At 70.5% G+C, this 25,273-nt stretch carries 19 protein-coding genes; 15 read left to right on the forward strand and 4 right to left on the reverse strand.

Translation table 11 applies throughout. The features are described from left to right. Positions 1-6: 6 nt before the first annotated feature. The 7 genes from ACYUD3_RS34680 (at position 7) to ACYUD3_RS34710 (ending at position 10,290) form a co-directional block, all read left to right on the forward strand. The gene (locus ACYUD3_RS34680; protein ID WP_470979117.1) at positions 7-1,038 is read left to right on the forward strand and encodes an ABC transporter permease; all 1,032 of its coding nucleotides are present in this window, start codon (positions 7-9) and stop codon (positions 1,036-1,038) included. Positions 1,039-1,061: 23 nt separating this feature from the next. Continuing rightward, a complete protein-coding gene (locus tag ACYUD3_RS34685) occupies positions 1,062-1,991 on the forward strand; it encodes a carbohydrate ABC transporter permease (RefSeq protein WP_470979239.1) in 930 nt (309 codons plus the stop codon). A gap of 486 nt (positions 1,992-2,477) precedes the next feature. Next, a complete protein-coding gene (locus ACYUD3_RS34690) occupies positions 2,478-4,691 on the forward strand; it encodes a WD40/YVTN/BNR-like repeat-containing protein (protein ID WP_470979121.1) in 2,214 nt (737 codons plus the stop codon). Beyond that, the gene (locus ACYUD3_RS34695) at positions 4,691-6,652 is read left to right on the forward strand and encodes a beta-galactosidase (protein WP_470979124.1); all 1,962 of its coding nucleotides are present in this window, start codon (positions 4,691-4,693) and stop codon (positions 6,650-6,652) included. Before ACYUD3_RS34690 ends, ACYUD3_RS34695 begins: the two co-directional genes overlap by 1 nt. Then, the gene (locus ACYUD3_RS34700; protein ID WP_470979127.1) at positions 6,649-8,850 is read left to right on the forward strand and encodes a glycosyl hydrolase family 95 catalytic domain-containing protein; all 2,202 of its coding nucleotides are present in this window, start codon (positions 6,649-6,651) and stop codon (positions 8,848-8,850) included. Before ACYUD3_RS34695 ends, ACYUD3_RS34700 begins: the two co-directional genes overlap by 4 nt. Before the next feature lie 47 nt (positions 8,851-8,897). Then, the gene (locus ACYUD3_RS34705) at positions 8,898-9,611 is read left to right on the forward strand and encodes a glycoside hydrolase family 12 protein (RefSeq protein WP_470979129.1); all 714 of its coding nucleotides are present in this window, start codon (positions 8,898-8,900) and stop codon (positions 9,609-9,611) included. Between the two features lie 34 nt (positions 9,612-9,645). Beyond that, positions 9,646-10,290 (forward strand): chorismate mutase, encoded by a 645-nt coding sequence (locus ACYUD3_RS34710; RefSeq protein WP_470979132.1) that lies wholly within the window; start codon positions 9,646-9,648, stop codon positions 10,288-10,290. A gap of 43 nt (positions 10,291-10,333) precedes the next feature. On the opposite strand, the gene ACYUD3_RS34715 is transcribed toward ACYUD3_RS34710, so the two are convergent. Both ACYUD3_RS34715 and ACYUD3_RS34720 read right to left on the reverse strand, forming a co-directional pair. Then, entirely contained in the window at positions 10,334-12,379 is a 2,046-nt protein-coding gene (locus ACYUD3_RS34715) for a glycoside hydrolase family 31 protein (protein ID WP_470979135.1), read from the reverse strand. 87 nt (positions 12,380-12,466) lie between these two features. Beyond that, the gene (locus ACYUD3_RS34720) at positions 12,467-13,474 is read right to left on the reverse strand and encodes a LacI family DNA-binding transcriptional regulator (RefSeq protein ID WP_470979138.1); all 1,008 of its coding nucleotides are present in this window, start codon (positions 13,472-13,474) and stop codon (positions 12,467-12,469) included. A gap of 215 nt (positions 13,475-13,689) precedes the next feature. Here ACYUD3_RS34720 and ACYUD3_RS34725 point away from each other — a divergent pair, with 215 nt between their 5' ends. Both ACYUD3_RS34725 and ACYUD3_RS34730 read left to right on the forward strand, forming a co-directional pair. After that, the gene (locus ACYUD3_RS34725) at positions 13,690-14,499 is read left to right on the forward strand and encodes a GH12 family glycosyl hydrolase domain-containing protein (protein ID WP_470979141.1); all 810 of its coding nucleotides are present in this window, start codon (positions 13,690-13,692) and stop codon (positions 14,497-14,499) included. Positions 14,500-14,593: 94 nt separating this feature from the next. Continuing rightward, entirely contained in the window at positions 14,594-16,525 is a 1,932-nt protein-coding gene (locus tag ACYUD3_RS34730; protein ID WP_470979143.1) for an acyl-CoA dehydrogenase family protein, read from the forward strand. A gap of 43 nt (positions 16,526-16,568) precedes the next feature. Here the strand turns inward: ACYUD3_RS34730 and ACYUD3_RS34735 are convergent, their stop codons facing one another. Then, on the reverse strand, positions 16,569-17,021 hold the full coding sequence (locus ACYUD3_RS34735; RefSeq protein ID WP_470979146.1) for a lamin tail domain-containing protein: 453 nt from the start codon (positions 17,019-17,021) through the stop codon (positions 16,569-16,571). Positions 17,022-17,251: 230 nt separating this feature from the next. Here ACYUD3_RS34735 and dxr point away from each other — a divergent pair, with 230 nt between their 5' ends. The 6 genes from dxr (at position 17,252) to ACYUD3_RS34765 (ending at position 24,810) form a co-directional block, all read left to right on the forward strand. Further along, positions 17,252-18,499 (forward strand): 1-deoxy-D-xylulose-5-phosphate reductoisomerase, encoded by a 1,248-nt coding sequence (gene dxr / locus ACYUD3_RS34740; protein ID WP_470979149.1) that lies wholly within the window; start codon positions 17,252-17,254, stop codon positions 18,497-18,499. Positions 18,500-18,507: 8 nt separating this feature from the next. Next, positions 18,508-19,800, forward strand: coding sequence for a M50 family metallopeptidase (locus tag ACYUD3_RS34745; RefSeq protein WP_470979242.1), 1,293 nt, complete (start codon positions 18,508-18,510; stop codon positions 19,798-19,800). A 171-nt stretch (positions 19,801-19,971) separates the two neighbouring features. Further along, complete coding sequence (gene ispG, locus ACYUD3_RS34750; protein WP_470979151.1) at positions 19,972-21,129, forward strand: flavodoxin-dependent (E)-4-hydroxy-3-methylbut-2-enyl-diphosphate synthase; 1,158 nt, start codon at positions 19,972-19,974, stop codon at positions 21,127-21,129. A gap of 448 nt (positions 21,130-21,577) precedes the next feature. Then, a complete protein-coding gene (locus ACYUD3_RS34755; RefSeq protein ID WP_470979154.1) occupies positions 21,578-22,426 on the forward strand; it encodes a GNAT family N-acetyltransferase in 849 nt (282 codons plus the stop codon). A gap of 76 nt (positions 22,427-22,502) precedes the next feature. Beyond that, a complete protein-coding gene (locus ACYUD3_RS34760; RefSeq protein ID WP_470979156.1) occupies positions 22,503-23,057 on the forward strand; it encodes a GNAT family N-acetyltransferase in 555 nt (184 codons plus the stop codon). A 52-nt stretch (positions 23,058-23,109) separates the two neighbouring features. Beyond that, the gene (locus ACYUD3_RS34765) at positions 23,110-24,810 is read left to right on the forward strand and encodes a proline--tRNA ligase (protein WP_470979159.1); all 1,701 of its coding nucleotides are present in this window, start codon (positions 23,110-23,112) and stop codon (positions 24,808-24,810) included. A gap of 52 nt (positions 24,811-24,862) precedes the next feature. On the opposite strand, the gene ACYUD3_RS34770 is transcribed toward ACYUD3_RS34765, so the two are convergent. Next, a complete protein-coding gene (locus tag ACYUD3_RS34770) occupies positions 24,863-25,267 on the reverse strand; it encodes a hypothetical protein (RefSeq protein WP_470979161.1) in 405 nt (134 codons plus the stop codon). Positions 25,268-25,273 lie beyond the last annotated feature (6 nt).

Below are 25,273 nucleotides of genomic sequence, written 5' to 3' on the forward strand. Positions count from 1 at the left end.
ACGGCCGTGTCCCACAGCACGGTGCCTCGGAGCAGGGCCGAGGCCGACGAGAAGCGTCCGGCAGCCCCCCACAGCCGCCGCCCCCCGCGTAAAAAACGTTCCACAGCAGGCAAGTTGAGCCTGGGCCGGCGCTTCCGCCGCGACCGCGTCCTCATCCTCATGACCCTGCCGGCGATCGCGCTGGTCCTGCTCTTCAACTACCTCCCGATCCTCGGCAACGTCGTCGCCTTCCAGAACTACGACCCCTACGTCAGCTCCAACGGCGTCGTCGCCATCCTCCACAGCCCCTGGGTCGGCCTGGAGAACTTCCAACGCCTCTTCGAGGACTCCGCGTTCTGGGCCGCCGTACAGAACACCCTCGTGCTGTTCTTCCTCCAGCTGATCCTCTACTTCCCGATCCCGATCCTTCTCGCGCTGCTCATCAACAGCGTGGTCAGGCCCCGGATCAGGGCCGTCTCGCAGGCGATCCTCTACCTGCCGCACTTCTTCTCCTGGGTCCTCGTCATCGCCGTGTTCCAGCAGCTCTTCGGCGGCGCCGGCCTGCTCTCGCAGCTGCTGCGCGCCCACGGCTACGACGGCATCGACATCATGACCGACCCCGACACCTTCAAGTTCCTGGTCACCGCGCAGAGCGTCTGGAAGGACGCCGGCTGGGGCATCATCGTCTTCCTCGCCGCGCTCGCCTCCGTCAACCACGATCTGTACGAGGCCGCCGCGATGGACGGGGCCGGCCGGTGGCGGCGCATGTGGCACGTCACGCTGCCCGCGCTGCGGCCCGTCATCGCGCTGCTGCTGGTCCTGCGCGTCGGGGACGCCCTGACCGTCGGCTTCGAACAGATCCTCCTCCAGCGCGACGCCGTCGGGCCCGGCGCCTCCGAGGTCCTCGACACCTTCGTGTGGTGGAACGGCGTCCGCAACCAGGACTTCGGGTACGCCGCTGCCGCCGGGCTCGTCAAAGGCGTCGTCAGCCTCGGGCTCGTTCTCATCGCCAACAAAGTGGCCCATCTCATGGGCGAGCAGGGGGTGTACAAGAAGTGAGCGCGATTCTGGATAAGCGGGGAATGGAAGCTTCGGTTCAGCCGAAGAGACCCGGGCGGTGGGCCGCACCTCCCCGGCCCAGGTGGGAGGAGGAGCCGAGCAAAGCGGGTATCGCCGGGAAAGGGCTCGTTCTCGCTCTCGCCTGCCTCACGATCCTTTTCCCGCTGTGGATCGTCCTCGTCACCAGTCTTTCCTCCCGCGAGACCATCGACAAAGCGGGCGGGCTCGTCATGGTGCCGAAGGGGATCACTTTCATCGCCTACCGTGAACTGCTCAGCGGGGGGCAGGTCACTCGGGCCGTCGTCATCAGTGTCGCGATCACTCTTGTCGGTACGTTGTTCTCGATGGGCGTTTCCGTTCTGTGCGCGTACGGGCTTTCGCGGAGTGGGTCGCTCGGGCATCGGTGGATGCTGATGGTATTGCTGGCGACGATGTTCTTCAGCGCCGGGCTCATTCCTACGTATCTGCTGGTGCAGTCGCTGGGGCTGACGGACACGTATCTCGCTCTGATCCTCCCCAGCGCCGTCAGTGTGTTCAACATTCTTGTGCTGCGGGGGTTTTTCCAGGGGATCTCGCAGGAGCTGATCGACAGTGCGCGGATCGACGGGGCCGGGGATTTCCGGATTCTCTGGCAGATCGTGATGCCGTTGTCGCGGGCGGTGCTGGCTGTCATTACTTTGTTCTACGCGGTGGGTTATTGGAGTGCCTGGTTCAATGCGTCGTTGTACTTGAACAATCAGGACATGATGCCGTTGCAGAACGTGATGATCCAGCTGGTGCAGAAGCAGGAGGCGCCGGTGGGGTTGGGGCAGGCCATCAAGACCGGGGAGTTGTCCGGGCTGGCTGTTCAGATGGCGGTGATGGTGATGGCGTTGCTGCCGGTTGCTGTGCTTTCGCCGTTTGTGCAGAAGCATTTCAAGAAGGGGATGTTGACGGGGGCGGTCAAGGGGTAGGGGGCGCCTTTTGGGGAGGGGGTGTTGGAGCGTCGGCGGGTGCGGGTGGAGTGTGGCTGGTCGCGCAGTTCCCCGCGCCCCTGGGGAGGTGCAGTCGCGTCGGTCGAGAGGTTCGGGAGGTCTGACTGGGAGACGAGCGGTAACCGGAGTGGCGGGTAGGAGCCCCCCCGCAGCCGGCAGACGACGGATCCGCAGCCCGTGTCAGCCAGCCCAACCTCCCCAGCCTGCGGGCATGCGTACCGCTAGGGCGGCTCCCTCCCCAAGCGGGCGGCACCCCGCAAGCGCGGGTAAGCGACATCCCCCAGCCCCGACAGGCAGCACCCCGCAAGCGCGGGCAAGCGACACCCCCCAGCCCCGACAGACGGCCCCTCCCCAACCCCGCCCAGCGACACCCCCCAAAGCGACAGCCCCCCGAACCCCGGACCACGCACCCCACCCCCGCCAACCCGCACCCGCACCCGCACACCCCACCCCCAAGGACCCCCAATGCACCCCACCCGCCGCACACTCCTCACCACCACCGCAGCCACCGCAGCCCTCACCACCCTCCCCCTCACCCCGGCCCACGCCCGATCCCCCCAACCCCCACCCCACCCCGAACCGGCCTCCCCCTCACCCCCCTACCGCTGGCGCAACGCGACCATCGGCGGCACCGGATTCATCACCGGCGTCCTCTTCCACCCCACCGCCACATCCCTCGCCTACGCCCGCACAGACATCGGCGGAGCCTACCGCTGGGACGAACACCCCGCCCGCTGGACCCCGTTGACCGACCACCTCGGCTGGGACGACTGGAATCTCCTCGGCGTCGAGGCGATAGCCGTCGACCCCGCCCACCCCAGCCGCCTCTACCTCGCCCTCGGCACCTACGCCCAACCCTGGGCCGGAAACGGCGCGATCCTCAGATCCGAGGACCGGGGCGAGACATGGACCCGCACCGACCTGACCGTCAGACTCGGCGCGAACGAAGACGGCAGAGGAACGGGCGAACGCCTGCTGGTCGACCCCCGCCACAGCGACACCCTCTGGCTGGGCACCCGCCACGACGGACTCCTCAAGTCGACCGACAGAGGCGCGACTTGGAGCGCGGCGACGACCTTCCCGGCCACCCCGAACCCCACCGGCCAGGGCATCACCCTCCTCGTCGCGGCCGGCCGCACCCTCTACGCCGGCTGGGGCGACAGCGACGGCACGGCGACCACCCCCAACCTGTACCGCACGACCGACGGCACCACCTGGACCCCGGTCCCGGGCCAGCCCACCGGCACCGCCGCCAAGATCCCGATCAGAGCCGCGTACGACTCCCACACCCGCGAGTTGTACGTGACGTACGCCAACACCCCAGGACCCAACGGCCAGTCGGACGGCAGCGTCCACAAACTCTCGACCACCACCGGCACTTGGACGGACGTCACCCCGGCGAGACCGGCCGCCTCGGACACCTTCGCGTACGGCGGTGTGGCCGTCGACGCCCGCCGCCCCGGCACGGTGACGGTGTCGACCAACAACCGCTGGTCGGCGGTGGACACGCTGTACCGCACCACGGACGGCGGTCACAGCTGGACCTCCCTGAAGGACACGGCGGTGTTCGACGTCTCGGAGACCCCGTTCCTCAACTGGGGAGGAACGCAACCGAAGTTCGGGTGGTGGATCCAGGCGCTGGCGGTCGATCCGCACGACGGGCGCAACGTCGTGTACGGGACCGGCGCGACGCTGTACGGGACACGGGACCTGACCCATTGGGCGCCGCGCGTCAGGGGGTTGGAGGAGGCGTCGGTCGTCCAGCTGCTGTCACCCCCGGCCGGCGAGGCCCATCTGCTCAGCGGGTCACGGGACATCGGCGTCATGTACCACGAGCGGCTGACGTCGTCCCCGTCGCGCGGGATGGCCACGAACCCGGTGTTCTCATCGGCGACAGGCCTCGCGCAGGCGGCGGCCCGGCCGTCGTACGTGGTGCGCAGCGGCTGGGGGGACACCGGCAACGGGGCGTACTCCCTTGACGGCGGCCGGAGTTGGGCGCCCTTCGCGGCGCAGCCCGCGATCGCCAAGGACGCGCCGGGGCCGATCGCCGTCAACTCCGACGGCAGCGTGGTGATTTGGTCGTTCGTGCACTGGGACGGCACCAAGTACCCCGCCCACCGCTCGGCGGACGGCGGCGCGACCTGGACCGAGATCCCCGGCTTCCCCAAGGGCGCCACCCCGGTCGCCGACCCCGTCGACCCGGCCCGCCTCTACGCCTACGACCCCGACACGGGCACGCTGTTCGCCAGCACCGACAGCGGGCGCACCTTCACCGCCCGCGCGAGTGAACTGCCCGCAGGGGACAGCCAGTTCAAGCTGACCGCAGCCCCGGGCCGCACCGGCGACCTGTGGCTGAGCGCCAAGGAGAACGGCCTCTTCCGCTCCACCGACGGCGGCGGCACCTTCACCGAGGTCGCCGGCTGCCGCGCCGCGTACACCCTCGGCTTCGGCAAGGCCGCTTCCGGCGCCCGCTATCCGGCGCTCTACCTCGTCGGCGCCGTCGGGAGCGGCCCGGCCGTCCACCGCTCCGACGACGGGGCGAAGACCTGGACCCGCATCAACGACGAACGCCACCAATGGGGTTGGACCGGCGAGACCATCACAGGCGACCCGCGCGTATACGGCCGGGTCTACCTCGCCACCAACGGGCGAGGCATCCAGTACGGGGAGCCCATCTGATGCCCGACCTGAACGACGCCACCCGGGGCCGCATCCTCTTCGGCGGCGACTACAACCCCGAACAGTGGCCGGAGGAGACCTGGCGGGAGGACGTACGCCTCATGCGCGAGGCCGGCGTCAACTCCGTGACGCTGGGCGTCTTTTCCTGGTCCAGGCTCGAACCGCGGCCGGGGGAGCGGGACTTCGGCTGGCTCGACAGGCTGATGGACCTGATGCACGACCACGGCATCGGCGTCGTCCTCGCCACCCCCACCTCCTCGCCCCCGCCCTGGCTCGGCCGCCTCCACCCCGACACCCTGCCCCGCACCGAGGACGGCCGCACCGAATGGTGGGGCGGGCGCCAGCACTTCTCCCACTCCAGCGCCACCTACCGCCGCTACGCCGCCGCCATCACCGAAGACCTCGCGGCCCGTTACGGCGGCCACCCGGCCCTGCTGATGTGGCACATCAACAACGAGTACTGCACCTTCGACCACGGCGACGAAGCAGCCGCCGCCTTCCGGATCTGGCTGCGCGAGCGCTACGGCACCCTCGACGCCCTCAACTCCGCCTGGGGCACGGCGTTCTGGAGCCAGGAGTACGACGCCTGGGACGGCATCCTGCCGCCGCGCACCCCGCACTACCTCAAGAACCCCACCCAGGTACTGGACTTCAGGCGCTTCACCTCCGACGCCCTCCTGGAGTGCTACCGCGCCGAACGCGACATCGTCGCCCGGCACACCCCGCACATCCCGGTGACCACCAACTTCATGCCCCTGTGGAGCGGCCAGGACGCCTGGCGCTGGGCGGCGGAGGAGGACGTCGTCTCCGTCGACCTCTATCCCGACCCGCGCGACCCCCTCGGCGCCCAACACGCGGCGCTCGTCCAGGACTTGACCCGTTCGCAGGCCAAAGGCCCCTGGATGCTGATGGAACAGGCCGCGGGACCGGTCAACTGGCGGGGCGTGAACCACCCCAAACCCCGTGGCCTGAACCGCCTCTGGTCCCTCCAGGCCGTCGCCCGGGGCGCCGGCGCCGTCTGCTACTTCCAGTGGCGCCAGTCCCGCCAGGGCGCCGAGAAGTTCCACTCCGGCATGGTCAGCCACGCGGGGGAGCAGGGGCGGACCTATCAGGAGGTACGCCAGATCGGCGGCGAACTCCCGCTCATCGCCGAGCACTTGACGCACCCTCACAAAGCGGAGATCGCCGTCCTCCACGACTGGCACTCCTGGTGGGCCGGCGCCCAGGACGCCCGCCCCTCCGCCCGCGTCGACCTCCCCGACCTCCTCCACGCCTGGCACCGCGCCCTCTGGCAGGAAAACCTCACGACCGACTTCGCCCACCCCGAACACGACCTGACCGCCTACAAGCTGGTCGTCGCCCCCCAGCTCTACCTCCTCACCGACACGGCCGTGGACAACCTCCTCGCGTACGTCCGCCAGGGCGGCACCCTCGTCTGCGGCTTCTTCACCGGCGTCGCCGACCAGGACGACCGCGTCCGCCCCGGCGGCATGGACGCCCGCCTGCGCGACCTCTTCGGCATCCGCACCCTCCACGAGTGGTGGCCGCTGGAGGACGGCGAGACCGCCGGCTGCGACGGATTCCAGGGCACCCTCTGGTCGGAGGAGCTCGAACCCGACGGCCGCGCCGAGCACATCCCTTACAAGGGCGGCGAGTTGGACGGCCTGCCCGCCGTCCTCCACCGCGACCGCGCCTGGTACGTCTCCACCCTCCCCGAACCCCCCGCCCTGCGCGCCCTGTTGGCCCGCGTCGCCGCCGAGGCGGGCGTCCGCCCGGTGCTCGACGGGCTCCCCGACGGCGTCGAAGCCGTCCGCCGGGGCGAGCTGCTGTTCCTCCTCAACCACGGCCGCGACCCCGTGACCGTCCAAGTGCCCCACCCGGCACGGGACTTGCTCACCGGCACACCCATCACCGGCGAACTCACCCTCGCCCGCTACGGAGTGGCGGTACTCAAGCCATGACCGGCATCGGCCCCGTGCACGGCACGTGGGAGCAGACCCCGGCCGCCCGCTGGGAGGACGGCTTCCTCACCGGCAACGGCAGCCACGGCGCCCTCGTGTACGGCGACCCCGGTGACGACCGCGTCGTCGTCACCCACCACACCCTGGTCCGCCCCAACGGCACCGAGACGGCCCGCGCCCCCGAACTCGCCGCGCAACTCCCCGAGCTCCAGGACCGGTTGCTCGCCGGGGACCTCACGGCCGCCGAGGAGTTCACCGACCACCGCCCCCTCCTGTGGGTCCAGCCGTTCCACCCGGCCTTCCAGACCCGGATCGAGCGCGCCGGGGACATCACCCCCTCGCCCCGCTACCGCCGCACCGTCGACTTCACGACCGGCGTCACCACCGCGCTCGACGCCGACTGGACGAGCCGCGTCTTCGTCTCCCGCGCCGACGACGTGATCGTGCAGCACGTGACCGCGCCGGACCTCACCGCGGACCTCTCCCTGGACCACCGCCTGGCCGGGGCACCCGACCAACTGGCCGTGGAGACAAGCGCGTCGCTCGCCGAAGCGGGCACCACCGCCACCCTCACCCTCACCGCCCGCTACCCGGACAGCGCGAAGACCTTCACCGGCACCACCACCGTCACGGTCACCGGCGGCACCCTCACCCCCACCCCGACCGGCGGCCTCCACGTCGAGAACGCCCAGGAGGTCCTCCTCCTCACCCAAGTCCGCAGACACGACAACGCCCCCGAGAAAACCCCGGCCCCCGAAGCAACCCTGGAAACCCCCGCTTCCTACGACACCCTCCTCACCCGCCACCTCCCCCTCCACCGCACCCCCTACTCCCGCGTCACCCTCGACCTCCACGCCGACCCCGCCCAACGCGCCCTCCCCGGCTCGGAGTTGCTGACCCACCCCAAGAGCCCCGCCCTCCTGGAACGCCTCTTCGCCGCCGGCCGCTACCACCTCCTCTCCGCCAGCGGCGCCCTCCCGCCCCGCCTGACCGGCCTGTGGACCGGCGACTGGGACACCGCCTGGGCCGGCGCCTTCACCCTCGACGCCAACCTCAACCTCCAGACGTCGTCGGCGGCGAGCGCGGACCTACCCGAAGTCACCGAAGCACTAAGAAACTTGATTGAGCGTCAGCTGGACGACTGGCGCGCCAACGCCCGCGCCATCTTCGGCGCCCGCGGCATCCAGACCCCCGCCCACACCGACGGCGCGTCAGGACACTCCTTCCACTTCAGCCGCGAATACCCCCTCCACCTCTGGACCGCCGGCGCCGACTGGCTCCTCAAACCCCTCGTCGACCACGACGAGACAAGAGGCGAACAGGACCCCCGCACCGCCGCCGCGCTCGCCGAACTCGCCGAGTTCTACGAGGACTTCCTGACCCGCACGGAGAACGGCACCCTTGTCATCGTCCCCTCCTACTCGCCCGAGAACCGCCCGGCGAACGGCAGTTGGGGCGCGCTCAACGCCGCCATGGACCTCTCGGCCGCCCGCCACGCGCTCCTCACGGCCGCCGCGTACCATCCCGCAAAAGCCGCTCGCTGGACAGCCCTCGCCGACCGCCTCCCGCCCCACCGCGTCAACCCCGAGGGCGCCCTGGCCGAATGGGCCCGGCCGGACCTCCAAGACACCTACGACCACCGCCACTTGAGCCACCTGTACGCCGTCTGGCCGCTGGACGAGATCACCCCGTACGACACCCCGGCCCTCGCCGAGGCCGCCCACCGGGCGCTCCAACTGCGCGGCGCCGAGAACGACTCCGCGCACGGACACCTCCACCACGCCCTGATCGCGGCCCGGCTCCGCGACCCGCGACGGGTGGAACACGCCCTCGCCGCCGTCCTGGAGGGCGACTTCTTCCACGCCTCCCTGATGAGCGCGCACTACCCGCGCCGGCATGTCTACAACGCGGACGCCGCGCACACCCTGCCGACCGTGCTGATCGAGGCGCTGGTCCAGTCGACCCCCGGCCGGCTGGTCCTCCTCCCGGCGCCGGGCGCGGCCCTCGGCGAAGGCGAACTCCGGGGCGTGCGGACCCGGTTCGGCGCCACCGTCGACCTCGCCTGGGACGCCGCCGGCGCCCGCGCGGTCGTACGGCCCACGCGCACGCTCCGTGTGGAGCTGCGGACTTCCACCGGGGCGAGGTCGCTCGACCTCGTCGCCGGAGAAGACCACGACCTCGACCTGGGGGCGTGGTAACTCCCTGCGAAAACAAGGCACTTCCCCCCACCCATGGAAGGGACACCATGGCCAACGCAACACTCGCGCGAGTCGCCAAAGCACTGCTCGCCCCCGCACTGGCGCTCGGCGCCACCGTCGGACTCGCCGCCGCTCCGGCGTCGGCGGCCGTCTGGAGCTCCTGCGACCAGTGGGGCAACACGACCCTGAACGGCTACACCCTCTACAACAACATCTGGGGCTCCGGCGCCGGCAGCCAGTGCATCTGGGCCAATTCCGGCACCAGTTGGGGCGTCAACGCCAACCACCCCAACACCGGCGGCATCAAGTCGTACCCCAACTCCAAGAAGGTGGTCAACAAGTCGATCACCTCGCTCGGTTCGCTCACCAGCAACTACAACGTGACCGTCCCGTCGTCCGGCGCGTACAACACGTCGTACGACATCTGGGACACCGGCTACAAGTACGAGATCATGCTCTGGATGAACAAGACGGGTGCCGTCGGGCCGCTCGGCACCTCGCAGGGCAACCTCACGCTGGGCGGGCACACATGGACCGTCTACAAGGGCACCAACGGCTCCAACGAGGTGTTCTCGTTCGTCAGGACCTCCAACTCCACCTCCGGCTCGGTCGATGTCCTGCCCATCCTCAAGTGGATCAAGGACACCAAGGGCTGGTTCGGCAACGTCACCATCGGTGACGTGCAGTTCGGGTTCGAGATCACCAGCTCCTCCGGTGGTCTGGACTTTGCCGCCAACAACCTGACCGTCAGCAGCAGTTGACCTGAAGGTGGTGCGGATGGGGTTTGATGGGGGTATGCACAAGACCTCCCCCACCCGCCGTGTCCTCACCGCCGTCGCCGCGACCGCGGCCGTCGTCCTCGGGGCGACGGGCACCGCGGTCGCGGCCCCGGCCATCTCCGCGACGGCCGCCCCCCACAGCGCCGCGTACGCCGTCACGAACCCGCTGCACGATCTCGCCGACCTCGCCGACCTCGCCGACCTCGCCGCCCAGCGGCTGGCCACCGCCGACCTCGTCGCCGCCGCCAAGTTCGGCACCACCAGCCCCATCGACGACCCCGCCCGCGAGCAGCAGGTCCTCGACACCGTCGCCGCCCAGGCCACCGCGCTCGGCGCCGACCCCGACGCCGTCCGCGCGGTCTTCCGCGACCAGATCGAGGCCAACAAGTTCGTCCAGCGCGCCCTCTTCCAGCGCTGGACCGACCACCCCGACCAGGCCCCCACGACCCGCCCCGACCTCAGCGTGATCCGCGTCGAGATCAACCGCATCAACACCGCGCTGGTCCAGTCCCTCGCCGACACCGCCGCGGACCGCGCCACCCCCCTGTGCCGCCCCGAACTCGGCCTGGCCGCCGTCCAGGTCGTCCACGACCGCGCGCTGGACCGCCTCCACACCGAGGCCCTCGCCCGCGCCCTCCCGTCGGTCTGCGGCACCGAATGACCCAACGGGCGGCCCCTCCGACAGGGGCCGCCCACAAGTCATCTCACGAGCCGAAACCCCGTACCGGCAACTCCGCCCCATCCCGCAGGAACAACGGAATCCGCTCCAGCGGCGCCGCCACGGTCACCGCCGCACCCCCCTCGTACGACACCCCCGTCCACGCGTCCGTCCACTCCGCCCCCGCCGGCAGATACACGGTCCGCTCCCGCGCCCCCGCCTCCAGCACCGGCGCCACCAGCAGATCCCGCCCGAACAGATACGCGTCGTCCACCGGCCAGGCCGCGGGATCGTCCGGGAACTCCAGGAACAGCGGACGCATCGGCGGCAGCCCCTCCTCGTGCGCCTCCCGCATGACGTCCAGGACGTACGGCCGCAGCCGCTCCCGCAGCCGCAGGGACTCCGCGAGCAGCGCGCCCGCCTCCTCGCCGTACGACCACACCTCGTTGGGGCCGCCGGTCATGTCCGGGCCCAGCGCCATGCCCGGGTCGCGGAAGCCGTGCAGCCGCATCAGCGGGGACAGCGCCCCGAACTGCATCCAGCGGACCATGACTTCGCGGTACGCGGGGTCGTCCGGGTCGCCGCCGTGGAAGCCGCCGATGTCCGTGTTCCACCAAGGGATGCCGGACAGCGCGGTGTTGAGGCCGGCCGCGAGCTGCCGGCGCAGCGTCGGGAAGTCGGTGCCGATGTCCCCCGACCACAGCGCCGCGCCGTGCCGCTGACTGCCCGCCCACGCCGACCGGTTGAGGGTGATGACCTCCTCGCCCTCCGCCCGCAGCCCCTCCGCGAACGCCCGCGCGTTCTCCGCCGGATACAGGTTCCCGACCTCAAGTCCAGGACCCGCCCAGTACCGCAGGTTCTCGGAGAACCCCGGCTTCAGCTCAGGCTCGCACGCGTCCAGCCAGAACGCCGTGATCCCGTACGGGGCAAGGTAGTTGTCCCTGACCTTCGACCACACGAACTCCCGCGCCTCGGGGTTCGTCGCGTCGTAGAAGGCGACCTGCACGGTCGACGCGACCCCCTTGTCCGGCCAGTCCGCGTGCGCCATCGGACCGTACTGCGTGCCGATGAAGTAGCCGCGCTGCTCCATCACCGGGTGGTTCTCGCTCAGCGGCGACACCGACGGCCACACCGAGACGACCAACTTGACGCCCATCTCGGCGAGTTCACGCACCATCGCGGCCGGGTCGGGCCACTCCGCCGGGTCGAACTTCCACTCGCCGAGGTGCGTCCAGTGGAAGAAGTCGCACACGATCGCCGACAGCGGCAGCCCCCGCCGCCTGTACTCCCGTGCCACGCCCAGCAGTTCCTCCTGCGTCCGGTAGCGCAGCTTGCACTGCCAGAACCCCGCCGCCCACTCCGGCAGCATCGGCGTACGGCCCGTCGCCGCGCTGTACCGGCGCTGCCCGTCGGCCGGGGTGCCCGCCGTGATCCAGTAGTCGATCTGCCGCGCCGAGTCGGCGACCCAGCGCGTCCCGTTCGCCGCCAGCTCCACCCGCCCGACCGCCGGGTTGTTCCACAGCAGGGTGTAGCCCCGGCTGGACGTCAGCACCGGGATGTTCACCTCGGCGTTGCGCTGCACCAGGTCGAGGACCAGCCCCTTCTGGTCGAACCGCCCGTGCTGGTGCTGCCCGAGCCCGTACAGCCGCTCGTCGTCGTACGCGGCGAACCGCTGCTCCAGGCGGTGGTAGCCGTTGCCCACGGCCGTGTACAGCCGCGAGCCCGGCCACCAGAAGTGCGCGCGCTCCTCCGCCAGGATCTCCTCGCCGCTCGCCGTGGACAGGAAGCGGACCAGACCCTCGCCGGACACCTCCACGGTCAGCGCGCCGACCGTCAACTGCCCTGTGCCATCAGCCAACTTCACGGACGACGGCACGACGGGAGCCGCCAGCAGCGCCCCCGGCAGCTCCTCCAGGACCGGCCCCCCGAGCCGCGCCCTGACGCGGACCGCGTCCGGACCCCACGGCTCGATCCGGACGGTCTCCTGCCGCCCGCTCCACTCCAGCGCGCCGTCGCGTTCACGGAACGTGCCGACGGTGGGGGAGGACTGGGCCAGGCTGACCTTGGGCTGCGCTTCGGCGGGCAGATTCATGTGGCGTGCTCCTGATCAGAAACATGGCGAACCGCCGGCGACGGCTTCAGCCGGCCGGCGGCAACCTCAGCCGGACAAGGAAAATCTTCAGCCGGCGGCCGGACCCGAACTCGCCCGCACCGTCAACTCCGGGGCGATCAGCGAGACTTCGTCCTCCCGCCGCCCCTCCAGCTTGGCGACGAGCCGCTCCATCGCCCGCCGCCCCATCTCGTGCGCCGGGATGGCCACCGACGTCAGCCGCACCGGCGCCTGCACGGCCACCTGGTCCGGGCAGATCGCCACCACCGACACGTCCTCGGGGACCGCCCGCCCCTGCTGGCGCAGCAGGGACAGCAGCGGCTCCACCGCCGACTCGTTCTGCACCACGAACCCCGTCGTGGCCGGCCGTTCGTCGAAGATCCGGGCCAGCGTCGAGGCCAGCGCGTCGTACCCGCCCGCGCACGGGCGGTGCAGCGCGCGCACCCCCAACTCCCTTGCCCGGGACCGCAGTCCGTCCAGGGTGCGGACCGCGAAACCGGTGTGCCGCTCGTACACCGCGGGCGCCTCGCCGATGACAGCGATGTCGCGGTGGCCGAGCCCGGCGAGGTGCTCCACGCACAGCGCGCCCGTCGCCGACCAGTCGAGGTCGACGCAGGTCAGCCCGGACGTCTCGGCCGGCAGCCCGATCAGGACCGACGGGCGGGGCGTGGAGCGCAGCAGCGGCAGCCGCTCGTCGTCGAGCTGGACGTCCATCAGGATCATGCCCTCGGCGAGCCCGCTGCCGCTGACCCGGCGGACCGCGTCCGGGCCCTCCTCGCCGGTCAGCAGCAGGATGTCGTAGCCGTACCCGCGCGCCGTCGTCGCCACCGCCATGCAGATCTCCATCATCACCGGCATATACATGTCGGTGCGCAGCGGGACCATCAGGGCGATGATGTTCGAACGGCTGCTCGCCAGGGCCCGCGCGCCCGCGTTGGGGTGGTAGCCCAGCTCCTGGATGCTCTGCTCGACCCGGCGCCGGGTCGTCGTCGAGATCGACCGCTTGCCGCTGAGGACATAACTCACCGTGCTCGCCGAGACTCCGGCGTGCTGGGCGACCTCGGCGAGGGTGACCATCCGGCTCTCCAAGCTTTGTGAAGCGCTTCGACAGTGGGCGCTGCGGACACGGGCGAGTGTGAGGGTGGTTTGACATTAGCTTCAGTGCGGGCGGGGTGTCCATAGGTTGTCGAAGCGCTTCGATTGCGAGCCGTCCGGGAAATCGGCGGCAACCATTCCGCGCCGGGCGGCCACTACCCGGTCGTACGCGAAAGCCCCCCCCGGGAAGGACCCCCATGCAGCACCGTCGCCCCCGTCTGTCGAAGAAGGCGAGGACGTTCGCCGCGGCCTCCGTCGTGCTGGCCGCCGTCGCGGGTGTCTCCGTCGCGCAGGCCGGCGAGCCGGGCAGGAAGTGCGCGGCCTTCGACACCGTGACGCTCGGCAAGTACTACGTGAACAACAACCTCTGGGGGCAGGACAAGGCCACCGGCTCCCAGTGCGTCTGGGACAACTCCGTCAACGGCTCCACCATCTCCTGGGGGACCAGCTACTCCTGGGCCAACAACAGCAAGGGCACCGACAGCGACGTCAAGTCGTACGCCTCGACCGTCCTCGGCTGGCACTGGGGCTGGAAGGTCGACAAGGCGAAGACGGGCCTGCCGATCCGCGTCGGCGACCGCAAGCCCGTCCGCACGACCTGGGAGTTCTCCCTCCCCGCGCAGCCCGGCACGATGAACGTCGCCTACGACCTGTGGCTGCACACCAAGAACACCGCGGACTGGCAGGACCAGCCCACCGACGAGATCATGATCTGGCTGAACCGCCAGGGCGGCGCCGGCCCGCTCGGCACCAAGTACGGCAGCGTCAGCCTCGGCGGCGCGATGTGGGACATCTACCGGGGGAACATCGGCTGGAACGTGTACTCGTTCGTGCGCCAGGCCAGTACGACGAAGGCGACGCTGAACCTCGACGACTTCACCCAGGCCCTCGTCCGGCGCAACCTCCTCAGCGATGACAAGTACGTCTCCGGCATCGAGTCCGGCACCGAGGTCTTCAAGGGCACCGGGCGCCTCGACACCAAGACGTACTCCGTCACCGTGGGCTGAACGGGCGCGCGAGGGGTGGTCGGGGCCGCCGTAATCGGGTAGACGATCCAGTAGAACCGATCGGTAACCCCCTCTTCGCGGCGAGGTGACCCTCATGTCCGCACCACCCACCCGGCCCACCGTCTCCGAACGCGAGGCACGCCAGGTCGCCGAGGCGGCCCGGGAGCAGGACTGGCGCAAGCCCAGCTTCGCCAAGGAGCTGTTCCTGGGCCGGCTGCGGCTCGACCTGATCCACCCGCACCCCCTCCCCGCCCCGGACGACGTCCGCCGGGGCGAGGAGTTCCTGGCCCGGCTGCGCGACTTCTGCGAGACCAAGGTCGACTCCGCCCGCATCGAGCGCGAGGCCCGCATCCCGGACGAGACGATCGCCGCCCTGAAAGACCTCGGCGCCCTCGGCATGAAGATCGACACCGCGTACGGCGGCCTCGGCCTCACCCAGGTGTACTACAACAAGGCCCTCGCCCTGGCCGGCTCCGCGAACCCCGCGATCGGCGCGCTGCTCTCCGCCCACCAGTCGATCGGCGTCCCCCAGCCGCTGAAGATGTTCGGCACGCCCGAGCAGAAGGACCGCTTCCTGCCGCGCTGCGCCCGCACCGACATCAGCGCCTTCCTGCTGACCGAACCGGACGTCGGCTCCGACCCGGCCCGCCTCGCGACGAGCGCGGTGCCCGACGGCGACGACTACGTCCTCGACGGGGTCAAGCTGTGGACGACGAACGGGGTGGTCGCCGACCTGCTGGTCGTCATGGCCCGGGTCCCGAAGTCCGAGGGCCGCAAGGGCGGCATCACGGCGTTCGTCGTCGAGGCCGGCTCCGAGGGCGTCACCGTCGAGCACCGCAACGCCTTCATGGGCCTGCGCGGCCTGGAGAACGGCGTCACCCGCTTCCACCAGGTCCGCGTCCCGGCCGCCAACCGCATCGGCCCCGAGGGCGCCGGCCTGAAAATCGCCCTGACGACCCTCAACACCGGCCGCCTCTCGCTGCCCGCGATGTGCGTCGGCGCCGGGAAATGGGCGCTGAAGATCGCGCGCGAGTGGTCGGGGGTGCGCGAGCAGTGGGGCCGGCCGGTCGCGCGGCACGAGGCGGTCGGCGCGAAGATCAGCTTCATCGCGGCGACGACGTTCGCTCTGGAGGCGGTCGTCGACCTCGCCTCCCAGATGGCCGACGAGGACCGCAACGACATCCGCATCGAAGCCGCCCTCGCCAAGCTCTACGGCTCCGAACAGGCCTGCCTCATCGCCGACGAACTCGTCCAGATCCGCGGCGGACGCGGCTTCGAGACCGCCGACTCGCTCCGGGCGCGCGGTGAACGGGCCGTGCCCGCCGAGCAGTTGCTGCGCGATCTGCGCATCAACCGCATCTTCGAGGGCTCCACCGAGATCATGCACCTCCTCATCGCCCGCGAGGCCGTCGACGCCCACCTCGCCGTGGCCGGCGACCTCATCGACCCCGACAAGTCCCTTGCCGACAAGGCGAAAGCGGGCGCGCACGCCGGGGTGTTCTACGCCAAGTGGCTCCCCAAACTCGTCGCGGGCCCCGGCCAACTCCCGTCCGCCTACGGCGATTTCCGCCACGACGTCGACCTCTCGCCGCACCTGCGCTACGTAGAGCGCCACGCCCGCAAACTCGCCCGCTCCACCTTCTACGCCATGTCCCGCTGGCAGGGCGCGCTGGAGACGAAACAGGGGTTCCTGGGCCGGATCGTGGACATCGGCGCCGAGCTGTTCGCGATGAGCGCGGTCTGCGTACGCGCCGAACACCTGCGCGCCCAGGGCGAACACGGCCGCGAGGCCTACCAGTTGGCCGACGCCTTCTGCCATCAGGCACGCCTGCGCGCCGACGAACTCTTCGGCCGCCTGTGGTCCAACACGGACACCCTGGACCGCAAGGTCGTCGAGGGCGTCCTCGGGGGCGCCTACGAGTGGCTGGAGGAGGGGGTCGTGGACCCGTCGGGGGAGGGGCCGTGGATCGCTGACGCGACGCCCGGGCCTTCGGGGGTGCAGGACGTGCGGCGGAAGATCGGCTGAGACAGGGGCAGGGGGTACCCGGTACCCCCTGTCCGTCAGCGCGTCAGCACCAGATGTGGTCCTTGTTGCGCTTGGTCCACGTGCAGCTGTCGACCTTCGCGCCGTTCGCCTTGGTCAGGGTCGCGGTGTCGCCGTCGTTGTTCCAGACGTACGCGCGCCGGTTCTGGTACTTGTCGGCCGCCGTGTCGGTGCCCCGCCCGGTGTGGACCTTGACGGTCTTCCCGGCGCCGATGGTGACGTTCTTGAAGGTGTACTTGTGGTTCGAGGCGTCCTTCAGGACCCACCCCTTGACCGAGACGGCCGTCCGGCCGGTGTTCTTGAGCTGCACCCACTCGGCGTTGAGGCTGGCGTTGGAGCGGTCGTCCTTGCCGGGGCTGTCGAACCAGACGTGGTAGATGGTGACGCCGCCGCCCGCGGCCTGGGCCGGAGTGGCGAGAGCGGCGCCCGCGAGCAGGGCCGCGCCCGTGAGGACGGCGCCCAGCTGAGTTCTGCGCATGAAGAGATCCCCCCATGGATTTCGGATGCGCGGGCCCGTTGTCCACAGGCCCGGAGCGGAAGTCATATCACGCGATCTTCACTTGAAGCACATGAACTCCACTGATTTCCCAAGGCGCGCCTGGGGCCACACCAAGCGGAACGGGGGATTCCCGGTCCGGGCGGGGGACGGTGCACCCGGCGGGGGTACGCGCCGACCGGATCGACAGTGGTTGCGGCAACAATGGGGGGATGACCGACAGCGCAGCCCCACTCGCCGATCCGCATCTCGTCTTCGACCCTGTCGCGGGCGGCGGGCCGAAGGACGTGGTGATCCTCGGCTCCACCGGGTCCATCGGCACGCAGGCCATCGATCTGGTCCTGCGCAACCCCGGCCGTTTCAGGGTGAGCGCCCTGTCAGCGAACGGCGGCAGGGTCACCCTCCTCGCCGAACAGGCCCACCGGCTGCGGGTGCGCACCGTCGCGGTGGCCCGCGAGGACGTCGTCCCCGCCCTGCGCGAGGCCCTCGCCGCCGAGTACGGCCCCGGCGAGCCGCTGCCCGAGATCCTGGCCGGGCCCGACGCGGCGACCCAGGTGGCCGCCTCCGAGTGCCACACGGTGCTCAACGGCATCACCGGCTCCATCGGCCTCGCCCCCACCCTCGCCGCCCTGGAGGCGGGCCGCACCCTCGCGCTCGCCAACAAGGAGTCGCTGATCGTCGGCGGCCCGATCGTGAAGGCGCTCGCCAAGCCGGGGCAGATCATCCCCGTCGACTCCGAACACGCCGCCCTCTTCCAGGCCCTCGCGGCCGGCGAGCGCGCCGACGTCCGCAAGCTGGTCGTCACCGCCAGCGGCGGCCCGTTCCGGGGCCGCACCCGGCAGCAGCTGGAGCGCGTCACGGTCGAGGACGCCCTCGCCCACCCCACCTGGGCGATGGGCCCGGTCATCACGATCAACTCGGCGACCCTGCTCAACAAGGGGCTCGAGGTCATCGAGGCGCACCTCCTCTACGACATTCCCTTCGACCGCATTGAGGTCGTCGTGCACCCCCAGTCGTATGTCCACTCGATGGTTGAGTTCACGGACGGATCGACACTGGCCCAGGCGACGCCCCCCGACATGGGGGGCCCCATCGCCATCGGCCTCGGCTGGCCCGAGCGGGTGCCGGACGCGGCCCCCGCCTTCGACTGGAGCAAGGCCTCCACCTGGGAGTTCTTCCCCCTCGACGACGAGGCGTTCCCCGCCGTCAGCCTCGCCCGGCACGTGGGCGAGCTCGCGGGGACGGCCCCGGCGGTGTTCAATGCCGCCAACGAGGAGTGCGTGGAGGCGTTCCGCCAGGGGGCGCTGCCGTTCAACGGCATCATCGACACCGTCACCCGTGTGGTGGAGGAACACGGCGTGCCGGGAACCTCGCTCACGGTGGCGGACGTCCTCGAAGCAGAGAACTGGGCGCGGGCACGGGCCCGGGAACTGACGGCGACAGCGGAGGCCCGCGCATGACAGCACTGATGATGATCCTCGGCATAGTCGTCTTCGTACTGGGCCTGCTGTTCTCGATCGCCTGGCACGAGCTGGGCCATCTCTCCACGGCCAAGCTGTTCGGCATCCGGGTCCCGCAGTACATGGTCGGCTTCGGGCCGACGATCTGGTCCCGCAAGAAGGGCGAGACCGAGTACGGCGTCAAGGCCATCCCCATGGGCGGCTACATCCGCATGATCGGCATGTTCCCGCCCGGCGACGACGGCCGGATCACCGCCCGCTCCACCTCCCCCTGGCGCGGCATGATCGAGGACGCCCGCTCGGCCGCGTACGAGGAGCTCCAGCCCGGCGACGAGAAACGGATGTTCTACACGCGCAAGCCGTGGAAGCGCGTCATCGTCATGTTCGCCGGCCCCGGGATGAACCTGATCCTCGCGATCGGCCTCTTCCTCACCGTCCTCATGGGCTTCGGGATCTCCCAGCAGACGACCACCGTCAGCTCGGTCTCCCAGTGCGTCATCAAGCAGAGCGAGTCCCGCGACAGCTGCCGGACCGGCGACGCCGCCTCCCCGGCCGCCGCCGCGGGGCTGAAGGCCGGCGACAAGATCGTCTCCTTCGACGGCGTCAAGACCGACAACTGGAACAACCTCTCCGACCTCATCCGCGCCGACCCCGGCAAGCAGGTCGACATCGTCGTCAGCCGCGGCGGCCAGGACGTCACCCTGCACGCCACCATCGCCAGCAACCAGGTCGCCAAGAAGGACGCGAACGGGCAGATCGTCCAAGGTCAGTACGTCACCGCCGGGTTCCTCGGCTTCTCCGCCGCCACCGGCATCGTCCGCCAGGACTTCGGTGACTCGGTGACCTGGATGACCGACCGCGTCGGCGAGGCCTTCCACTCGATCATCGCGCTGCCCGGCAAGATCCCCGCGCTGTGGAACGCGGCCTTCGACGGTGCCCCGCGCGCGGCCGACTCCCCGATGGGCGTCGTCGGCGCGGCCCGGGTCGGCGGCGAGATCTTCACCCTCGACATCCCGCCCACCCAGCAGCTCGCCATGGCCCTCATGCTCGTGGCCGGCTTCAACCTCTCCCTGTTCCTCTTCAACATGCTCCCCCTGCTCCCCCTCGACGGCGGCCACATCGCCGGCGCCCTGTGGGAGTCCCTGCGCCGCAACCTCGCCAAGGTCCTGCGCCGCCCCGACCCCGGCCCCTTCGACGTCGCCAAGCTGATGCCGCTCGCGTATGTCGTGGCGAGCGTGTTCATCTGCTTCACGATCCTGGTGCTGATCGCGGACGTGGTGAACCCGGTGAAAATCTCCTAGCCACATGCTGTTCACGACGGCCGGGCACCCTGGGGTGTCCGGCCATCGTCCGTTCAGGCGTTCTGACCGGCGTGATGTGCCTGGTGCGGTGCCGGTGTCGTAACCTCGGACCCTGGAGCCCGCTCAGCGCATGGGTCCGGCCTTGATCCACGACTTGGGGTTGCATAGCAGATGACTGCGATTTCTCTCGGCATGCCGTCCGTTCCTACCAAGATCGCCGAGCGGCGCCGGAGCAGGCAGATCCAGGTCGGCTCGGTCGCGGTCGGCGGCGACGCGCCCGTCTCCGTCCAGTCCATGACGACGACGCGTACGTCCGACATCGGCTCGACCCTCCAGCAGATCGCCGAGCTCACCGCCTCCGGCTGCCAGATCGTGCGGGTCGCCTGCCCGACCCAGGACGACGCGGACGCGCTCTCCACCATCGCGCGCAAGTCCCAGATCCCCGTGATCGCCGACATCCACTTCCAGCCCAAGTACGTCTTCGCCGCCATCGAGGCCGGCTGCGCGGCCGTCCGGGTCAACCCCGGCAACATCAAGCAGTTCGACGACAAGGTCCGCGAGATCGCCCGCGCCGCCAAGGACCACGGCACCCCGATCCGGATCGGCGTCAACGCCGGGTCCCTCGACCGGCGGCTGCTCCAGAAGTACGGCAAGGCGACCCCCGAAGCGCTCGTCGAGTCTGCGCTGTGGGAGGCGTCGCTCTTCGAGGAGCACGACTTCCGGGACATCAAGATCTCCGTCAAGCACAACGACCCCGTCGTCATGGTCGAGGCGTACCGGCAGCTCGCCGCGCAGTGCGACTACCCCCTCCACCTCGGCGTCACCGAGGCCGGCCCCGCCTTCCAGGGCACCATCAAGAGCGCCGTCGCCTTCGGCGCCCTCCTCTCCCAGGGCATCGGCGACACCATCCGCGTCTCCCTCTCCGCGCCGCCAGTCGAGGAGGTCAAGGTCGGCAACCAGATCCTGGAGTCGCTGAACCTCAAGCAGCGTGGCCTGGAGATCGTGTCCTGCCCGTCCTGCGGGCGCGCTCAGGTGGACGTCTACAAGCTGGCGGAAGAGGTGACGGCCGGCCTGACGGGCATGGAGGTCCCCCTTCGGGTCGCGGTCATGGGCTGCGTGGTGAACGGCCCCGGCGAGGCCCGCGAAGCCGACCTCGGCGTCGCCTCCGGCAACGGCAAGGGCCAGATCTTCGTGAAGGGCGAGGTCATCAAGACCGTCCCCGAATCGAAGATCGTGGAGACCCTGATCGAAGAGGCCCTGAAGCTGGCGGAACTGATGCAGGAGGCGGGCGTCGAGTCGGGCGAGCCGTCGGTCTCGGTGGCGGGCTAGTCTCCTCGCCCCCGCCGCCCCTACCCGTCCCATCCCGGGGGCTGCCGCCCCCGGCCCCCCGCATCGGCCCTGAACGGGCTTCGTCCTCAAACGCCGGGCGGGCTGAGATTTGCGCGGCCTCGCCCTCAAACGCCAGGCGGGCTGAGATTGCGCGGCCTCGCCCTCAGATGCCGGGCGGCTGAGACGGCTGGGCCGTGTCCTCCACATCCCGGCCCGCATCACCCAGCCCGTCCGGCACTGGAGAACCAGGCCCAGCTATCCCAGCCCGTCCGGCGATTGAGGACAAGGCCCGTTCAGGGCCGATGGCGGGGTCTGGGGGCGCAGCCCCCAGGGGTGGGCCCAGGCGAACCCCGGGTGACCTTTCCTCGCCGGCGACATGAGGCACCGCTCAGCTTCCGCAGGTACAGTGCGGGGGATTAACGCGACCCCCACCGTGAGGCCCCGCCCCGTGCTGACCCACACCTCCTCCCGGGTCCTCGAACCGAGCGACTTGGACGCAGCTCTCGCCGTGCTCGGCCGCGAGCCGGTGACGAACGCGTTCGTCACCTCCCGGGTGCAGGTCGCGGGGCTGGACCCCTGGCGGCTGGGCGGCGAGATGTGGGGCTGGTACGAGGACGGCATGCTCACGTCCCTCTGCTACGCGGGCGCCAACCTCGTCCCCATCTGCGCCACCCCCCGCGCCGTCCGCGCCTTCGCCGACCGCGCCCGCAGAGCCGGCCGCCGCTGCTCCTCGATCGTGGGCCCCGCCGAGGCCACCTCGGCGCTGTGGCGCCTCCTCGAACCCCACTGGGGCCCGGCCAGAGACGTCCGCGCGCACCAGCCCCTCATGGTCACCGACCGCATGCCCGCGGGCATCGCCCCCGACCCCCACGTCCGCCGCATCCGCAAGGACGAGATGGAAACGATCCTGCCGGCCTGCGTGGCGATGTTCACGGAGGAGGTCGGCGTCTCCCCGCTGGCCGGCGACGGCGGCCTCCTCTACCAGGCACGGGTCGCCGAACTCGTCGGCTCCGGACGCTCGTTCGCCCGCGTCGACGACCGGAACAGAGTCGTCTTCAAGGCGGAGATCGGCGCCGCGACCCCCGAGGCCTGCCAGATCCAGGGCGTGTGGGTGGCCCCCGAGTACCGGGGCATGGGCCTCGCCGCCCCCGGCATGGCGGCGGTCCTGAGATACGCCCTCACCGACATCGCCCCGGTCGTCAGCCTCTACGTCAACGACTTCAACACCCCCGCGCGAAGGACGTACACCCGAGTCGGCTTCCGCGAGGTCGGCGCGTTCATGAGCGTCCTCTTCTGAGCGGCGGCCCCCTCAGGAAGCCCCCGCACCACCCCGCCCCCCGAAGGCACCCCGCCGGCCCCTGTAGGCTCCCCGCATGGACCTGGTCATCGGCCCCCTGGACCTCTCAGCCCACGTAGACGAGGCACTCGCGGTCCAGGCGATCGCCTTCGGCCTCGGCCCGGACGAAGTCGCCGTACGCCGCCAGATCGTCCTGCGCCACATGACCTTCCCGGGCGCCAGGGCGTACGGCGCCACCACCCCCGAAGGACGCCTCGCCGGCTTCGTCTACGGCATGCCCAACGACCGCGCCCACTGGTGGTCGACGATCGTCGAGCCCTACCTCAGGGCCCAGGACAACACCTACTGGCTGGACGACTCGTTCGTCATCACCGAACTCCACGTCCACCCCGCGTACCAGAACCGCGGCGCCGGCCGGTCCCTGATCACGACGATCACCGACACCGCCGTACAGCCCCGCTCGATCCTCTCCGCGATCGACGTCGAGAGCCCCGCGCGCGCCCTGTACCGCTCCCTCGGCTACGACGACCTGGCCCGCCGCGTCCTGTTCCCCAGTGCCCCGCGGCCGTACGCGGTGATGGGCGCCCCGCTGCCCCTCGTACGCAAGGGGACGATTTCCGACCATCCCTGACCGGCAGCTAACCTCCTAGCCAGTCCCTTCATCCGGCAGGAGTACGAGAACCATGGCCAAGGCACCGGTCCAGCGCATGTCCCAGTTGATGGCGAAGACGCTGCGCGACGACCCGGCGGACGCCGAGGTCCTCAGCCACAAGCTCCTGGTCCGGGCGGGCTACGTCCGCCGCACCGCCGCCGGCCTGTGGTCCTGGCTGCCGCTGGGCAAGAAGGTCCTGGCCAACGTCGAGCGCGTGGTGCGCGAGGAGATGGACGCCATCGGCGGCCAGGAAGTCCTGCTGCCGGCCCTGCTGCCCCGGGAACCGTACGACGCCACGGGCCGTTGGGACGAGTACGGGGCGGAGCTGTTCCGCCTCCAGGACCGCAAGGGCGGCGACTACCTCCTCGGCCCGACCCACGAGGAGATCTTCACACTGCTGGTGAAGGACCAGGCGTCGTCGTACAAGGACCTGCCCGTCATCCTCTACCAGATCCAGCACAAGTACCGTGACGAGGCCCGCCCCCGGGCCGGCATCCTGCGCGGCCGTGAGTTCCTGATGAAGGACTCGTACTCCTTCGACACCGAGGACGAGGGCCTGGCGAAGTCGTACGCCCTGCACCGCGCGGCGTACCAGAAGATCTTCGCGCGCCTCGGCCTCGACTACCGCATCTGCGCGGCCACCGCCGGCGCGATGGGCGGCTCGAAGTCCGAGGAGTTCCTGGCCCCCGCCGAGGCCGGCGAGGACACCTTCGCGGACTGCCCGAACTGCGAGTTCGCGGCGAACACCGAGGCCGTGCACTTCCCGCTGACCCCGCAGGAGCCGGCCGCCGGGGCGCTGGAGGAGATCCCCACCCCCGACACCCCGACCATCGAGACCCTGGCCGCCTCCCTCGGCGTCCCCGCCGCCGCGACCCTGAAGAACCTCCTGGTCAAGGTGGACGGCGAGATCGTCGCCGTCGGCGTCCCCGGCGACCGCGAGGTCGACCTGGACAAGGTCGAGGCCCACTTCGCCCCCGCGAGCGTCGAACTGGTCACCGCCGAGGACTTCACCGGCCGCCCCGACCTGGTCCGCGGCTACGTCGGCCCGCAGGGCCTCGGCGACAAGGTCCAGTACATCGCCGACCCGCGCATCGCCCCCGGCACCGCCTGGATCACCGGCGCCAACAAGGAGCACACGCACGCCAAGAACGTCGTCGCGGGCCGCGACTTCGAGGTGGACGCGTACGTCGACGTCGTCGTCGTCCAGGAGGGCGACCCGTGCCCCGCCTGCGGCACCGGCCTCAAGCTGGACCGCGCCATCGAGATCGGGCACATCTTCCAGCTCGGCCGCAAGTACGCCGACGCCCTCAAGCTCGACGTCCTCGGCCAGCAGGGCAAGCCGGTCCGCGTGACCATGGGCTCCTACGGCGTCGGCGTCTCCCGCGCGGTCGCCGCCCTCGCCGAGCAGACGGCCGACGACAAGGGCCTGTGCTGGCCCGCCGAGATCGCCCCGGCCGACGTCCACGTCGTCGCCGCCGGCAAGGCCCTCCAGACCGAACTGGCCCTGGAGGTCTCGGAGAAGCTGCGCGAGGCGGGGCTGAGGGTCCTCGTCGACGACCGCGCGGGCGTCTCGCCGGGCGTCAAGTTCACCGACTCCGAGCTGATCGGCGTACCCAAGATCCTGGTCGCGGGCCGACGGGCGGGGGAGGGCGTCGTCGAGCTGAAGGACCGTAAGACCGGCGAGCGCGAGGAGCTGACGGTGGACGAGGCGATCGCCCGCCTGACCGTCTGATCATCCGCTTGAAGAAATTCCTCAGAGAGGTCTCCGGGTAGCTAAAGGAAGCTCACAGACTTCTCTCAGACCGTTCCCCGAACGTAGTGCGTGACAGGACGTCACTACGGAGGGGAACGGTCATGGCGAGCCGGGAAGAGAGAAGAGGGGCGGCCGCGGCGGTCCGCAGCGGCGCCCGCCGCACGACGGCCTTCGCCGCGGCCCTGACGCTCGCGGCGGCGGCGGGGGTCTTCGCGCTGGTCGGCACGATGCAGTCGGACGCGCAGACGACGGCCAGCAGCGCAAGCAACTCCAGTTCGAGCAGCGGCAGTTCCTCGACGACGGACAGTTCGGGAAGTTCGAGCAGCTCCGACAGCTCGGCCTCGGGCAACTCCTCGGCCGGCTCCAGCAGTTCGAGCGGCTCGACCGCCAACTCCGGTGGCCTGACCTCCTCCACGGGCGGCACCACGGACTCCACCTCCGG

Source organism: Streptomyces sp. AMJ-169, assembly GCF_055597585.1.

Coding starts and splice junctions, on each gene's coding strand:
- ACYUD3_RS34685 (WP_470979239.1), top strand. CDS start 1,062: ATGGAAGCTTCGGTTCAGCCGAAGAGACCCGGGCGGTGGGCCGCACCT.
- ACYUD3_RS34690 (WP_470979121.1), top strand. CDS start 2,478: ATGCACCCCACCCGCCGCACACTCCTCACCACCACCGCAGCCACCGCA.
- ACYUD3_RS34695 (WP_470979124.1), top strand. CDS start 4,691: ATGCCCGACCTGAACGACGCCACCCGGGGCCGCATCCTCTTCGGCGGC.
- ACYUD3_RS34700 (WP_470979127.1), top strand. CDS start 6,649: ATGACCGGCATCGGCCCCGTGCACGGCACGTGGGAGCAGACCCCGGCC.
- ACYUD3_RS34705 (WP_470979129.1), top strand. CDS start 8,898: ATGGCCAACGCAACACTCGCGCGAGTCGCCAAAGCACTGCTCGCCCCC.
- ACYUD3_RS34710 (WP_470979132.1), top strand. CDS start 9,646: ATGCACAAGACCTCCCCCACCCGCCGTGTCCTCACCGCCGTCGCCGCG.
- ACYUD3_RS34715 (WP_470979135.1), bottom strand. CDS start 12,379: ATGAATCTGCCCGCCGAAGCGCAGCCCAAGGTCAGCCTGGCCCAGTCC.
- ACYUD3_RS34720 (WP_470979138.1), bottom strand. CDS start 13,474: ATGGTCACCCTCGCCGAGGTCGCCCAGCACGCCGGAGTCTCGGCGAGC.
- ACYUD3_RS34725 (WP_470979141.1), top strand. CDS start 13,690: ATGCAGCACCGTCGCCCCCGTCTGTCGAAGAAGGCGAGGACGTTCGCC.
- ACYUD3_RS34730 (WP_470979143.1), top strand. CDS start 14,594: ATGTCCGCACCACCCACCCGGCCCACCGTCTCCGAACGCGAGGCACGC.
- ACYUD3_RS34735 (WP_470979146.1), bottom strand. CDS start 17,021: ATGCGCAGAACTCAGCTGGGCGCCGTCCTCACGGGCGCGGCCCTGCTC.
- dxr (WP_470979149.1), top strand. CDS start 17,252: ATGACCGACAGCGCAGCCCCACTCGCCGATCCGCATCTCGTCTTCGAC.
- ACYUD3_RS34745 (WP_470979242.1), top strand. CDS start 18,508: ATGATGATCCTCGGCATAGTCGTCTTCGTACTGGGCCTGCTGTTCTCG.
- ispG (WP_470979151.1), top strand. CDS start 19,972: ATGACTGCGATTTCTCTCGGCATGCCGTCCGTTCCTACCAAGATCGCC.
- ACYUD3_RS34760 (WP_470979156.1), top strand. CDS start 22,503: ATGGACCTGGTCATCGGCCCCCTGGACCTCTCAGCCCACGTAGACGAG.
- ACYUD3_RS34765 (WP_470979159.1), top strand. CDS start 23,110: ATGGCCAAGGCACCGGTCCAGCGCATGTCCCAGTTGATGGCGAAGACG.